Raw genomic sequence first — 2,885 nt, 5'->3', positions numbered from 1 at the left:
GTACGGCTTAGGTTTCCAAGCATTGTTTAAAGGTATCTTATCCTGAATACATAGGGGTAAGAAGCGAACGCAGGGAACTGAAACATCTAAGTACCTGCAGGAAAGGACATCAACCGAGACTCCGCAAGTAGTGGCGAGCGAACGCGGACCAGGCCAGTGGCAATGAGGAATAAAGTGGAACGACATGGAAAGGTCGGCCGTAGAGGGTGATAGCCCCTTACACGTAGAACACTCATTGTCCTTGAGTAAGGCGGGACACGTGAAATCCTGTCTGAACATGGGGAGACCACTCTCCAAGCCTAAGTACTCGTGCATGACCGATAGCGAACAAGTACCGTGAGGGAAAGGTGAAAAGCACCCCGACAAGGGGAGTGAAATAGAACCTGAAACCGGATGCCTACAAACAGTTGGAGCCCGCAAGGGTGACAGCGTACCTTTTGTATAATGGGTCAACGACTTAGTGTGACGAGCAAGCTTAAGCCGATAGGTGAAGGCGCAGCGAAAGCGAGTCTGAACAGGGCGTTCAGTTCGTCGCATTAGACCCGAAACCGAGTGATCTAGCCATGAGCAGGTTGAAGGTTGGGTAACACCAACTGGAGGACCGAACCCGCATCTGTTGCAATAGATTGGGATGACTTGTGGTTAGGGGTGAAAGGCCAATCAAACTCGGAAATAGCTGGTTCTCCGCGAAAACTATTTAGGTAGTGCGTCGACCGAATACCCTCGGGGGTAGAGCACTGGATGGGCTATGGGGACTCACCGTCTTACTGATCCTAACCAAACTCCGAATACCGAGGAGTACTAGTCGGCAGACACACGGCGGGTGCTAACGTCCGTCGTGAAAAGGGCAACAACCCTGACCTCCAGCTAAGGTCCCCAAGTCATGGCTAAGTGGGAAAGGATGTGAGGATCCCAAAACAACCAGGATGTTGGCTTAGAAGCAGCCATCATTTAAAGAAAGCGTAACAGCTCACTGGTCTAAATAAGGGTCTTTGCGCCGAAAATGTAACGGGGCTAAAGCCATGCACCGAAGCTGAGGATACGTCGCAAGACGTGTGGTAGCGGAGCGTTCCGTAAGCCTGTGAAGGGATACCCGTGAGGGGTCCTGGAGGTATCGGAAGTGCGAATGTTGACATGAGTAACGATAAAGAGGGTGAGAGACCCTCTCGCCGAAAGACCAAGGGTTCCTGCTTAAAGTTAATCTGAGCAGGGTTAGCCGGCCCCTAAGACGAGGCGGACACGCGTAGTCGATGGGAACCACGTTAATATTCGTGGGCCTGGTGGTAGTGACGGATCGCTTAACTTGTTCACACTTATTGGATTGTGTGGGCGGGGACGCGGTTCCAGGAAATAGCTCCACCGTATAGACCGTACCCGAAACCGACACAGGTGGTCAGGTAGAGTATACCAAGGCGCTTGAGAGAACTATGCTGAAGGAACTCGGCAAATTGCACGCGTAACTTCGGAAGAAGCGTGACCCCAAGGGACGCAAGTCTGTTGGGGTGGCACAGACCAGGGGGTAGCGACTGTTTATCAAAAACACAGGGCTCTGCGAAGTCGCAAGACGACGTATAGGGTCTGACGCCTGCCCGGTGCTGGAAGGTTAAGAGGAGGGGTGCAAGCTCTGAATCGAAGCCCCAGTAAACGGCGGCCGTAACTATAACGGTCCTAAGGTAGCGAAATTCCTTGTCGGGTAAGTTCCGACCTGCACGAATGGCGTAACGACTTCCCCGCTGTCTCCAGCATAGACTCAGTGAAATTGAATTCCCCGTGAAGATGCGGGGTTCCTGCGGTCAGACGGAAAGACCCCGTGCACCTTTACTATAGCTTTACACTGGCATTCGTGTCGGCATGTGTAGGATAGGTGGTAGGCTTTGAAGCAGGGACGCCAGTTCTTGTGGAGCCATCCTTGAAATACCACCCTTATCGTCATGGATGTCTAACCGCGGTCCGTTATCCGGATCCGGGACAGTGTATGGTGGGTAGTTTGACTGGGGCGGTCGCCTCCGAAAGAGTAACGGAGGCGCGCGATGGTGGGCTCAGACCGGTCGGAAATCGGTCGTCGAGTGCAATGGCATAAGCCCGCCTGACTGCGAGACTGACAAGTCGAGCAGAGACGAAAGTCGGTCATAGTGATCCGGTGGTCCCGCGTGGAAGGGCCATCGCTCAACGGATAAAAGGTACGCCGGGGATAACAGGCTGATGACCCCCAAGAGTCCATATCGACGGGGTTGTTTGGCACCTCGATGTCGGCTCATCGCATCCTGGGGCTGGAGCAGGTCCCAAGGGTTTGGCTGTTCGCCAATTAAAGCGGTACGTGAGCTGGGTTCAGAACGTCGTGAGACAGTTCGGTCCCTATCTGCCGTGGGTGTAGGAATATTGACAGGATCTGTCCCTAGTACGAGAGGACCGGGATGGACATATCTCTGGTGGACCTGTTGTCCTGCCAAGGGCATAGCAGGGTAGCTATATATGGAATGGATAACCGCTGAAGGCATCTAAGCGGGAAACCAACCTGAAAACGAGTATTCCCTTGAGAACCGTGGAAGACGACCACGTTGATAGGCTGGGTGTGGAAGTGCGGCAACGCATGAAGCTTACCAGTACTAATCGTTCGATTGGCTTGATCGTTCCCATTGCTCATGCTCATCATCCAGATGAGCGACGTGTTCAAAACAAAACGAGTTGGCTCGACCAACTCACCAGCTTCTCATCCGGTTTGCGTCCGCTAGACGCAAATCTTGCGCTTTGCCGACCTGGTGGTTCTGGCGGGGTGGCTGCACCCGTTCCCATTCCGAACACGGCCGTGAAACGCCCCAGCGCCGATGGTACTTCGTCTTAAGACGCGGGAGAGTAGGTCGCTGCCAGGTCTGCAAAGCGCAAGA

At 53.7% G+C, this 2,885-nt stretch carries 2 rRNA genes; both read left to right on the top strand.

The window, feature by feature from the left end:
* Positions 1-2,631: ribosomal RNA gene (locus IB279_RS36660) — 23S ribosomal RNA — on the top strand; the annotation flags it as partial.
* 124 nt (positions 2,632-2,755) lie between these two features.
* A 5S ribosomal RNA gene (gene rrf / locus IB279_RS36655) occupies positions 2,756-2,870 on the top strand.
* Positions 2,871-2,885 lie beyond the last annotated feature (15 nt).

This window comes from Ensifer sp. ENS06 (genome assembly GCF_014852205.1).
Classification (GTDB): Bacteria; Pseudomonadota; Alphaproteobacteria; order Rhizobiales; family Rhizobiaceae; genus Ensifer; species Ensifer adhaerens.
This window is presented reverse-complemented; position numbering and strand designations above follow the sequence as displayed.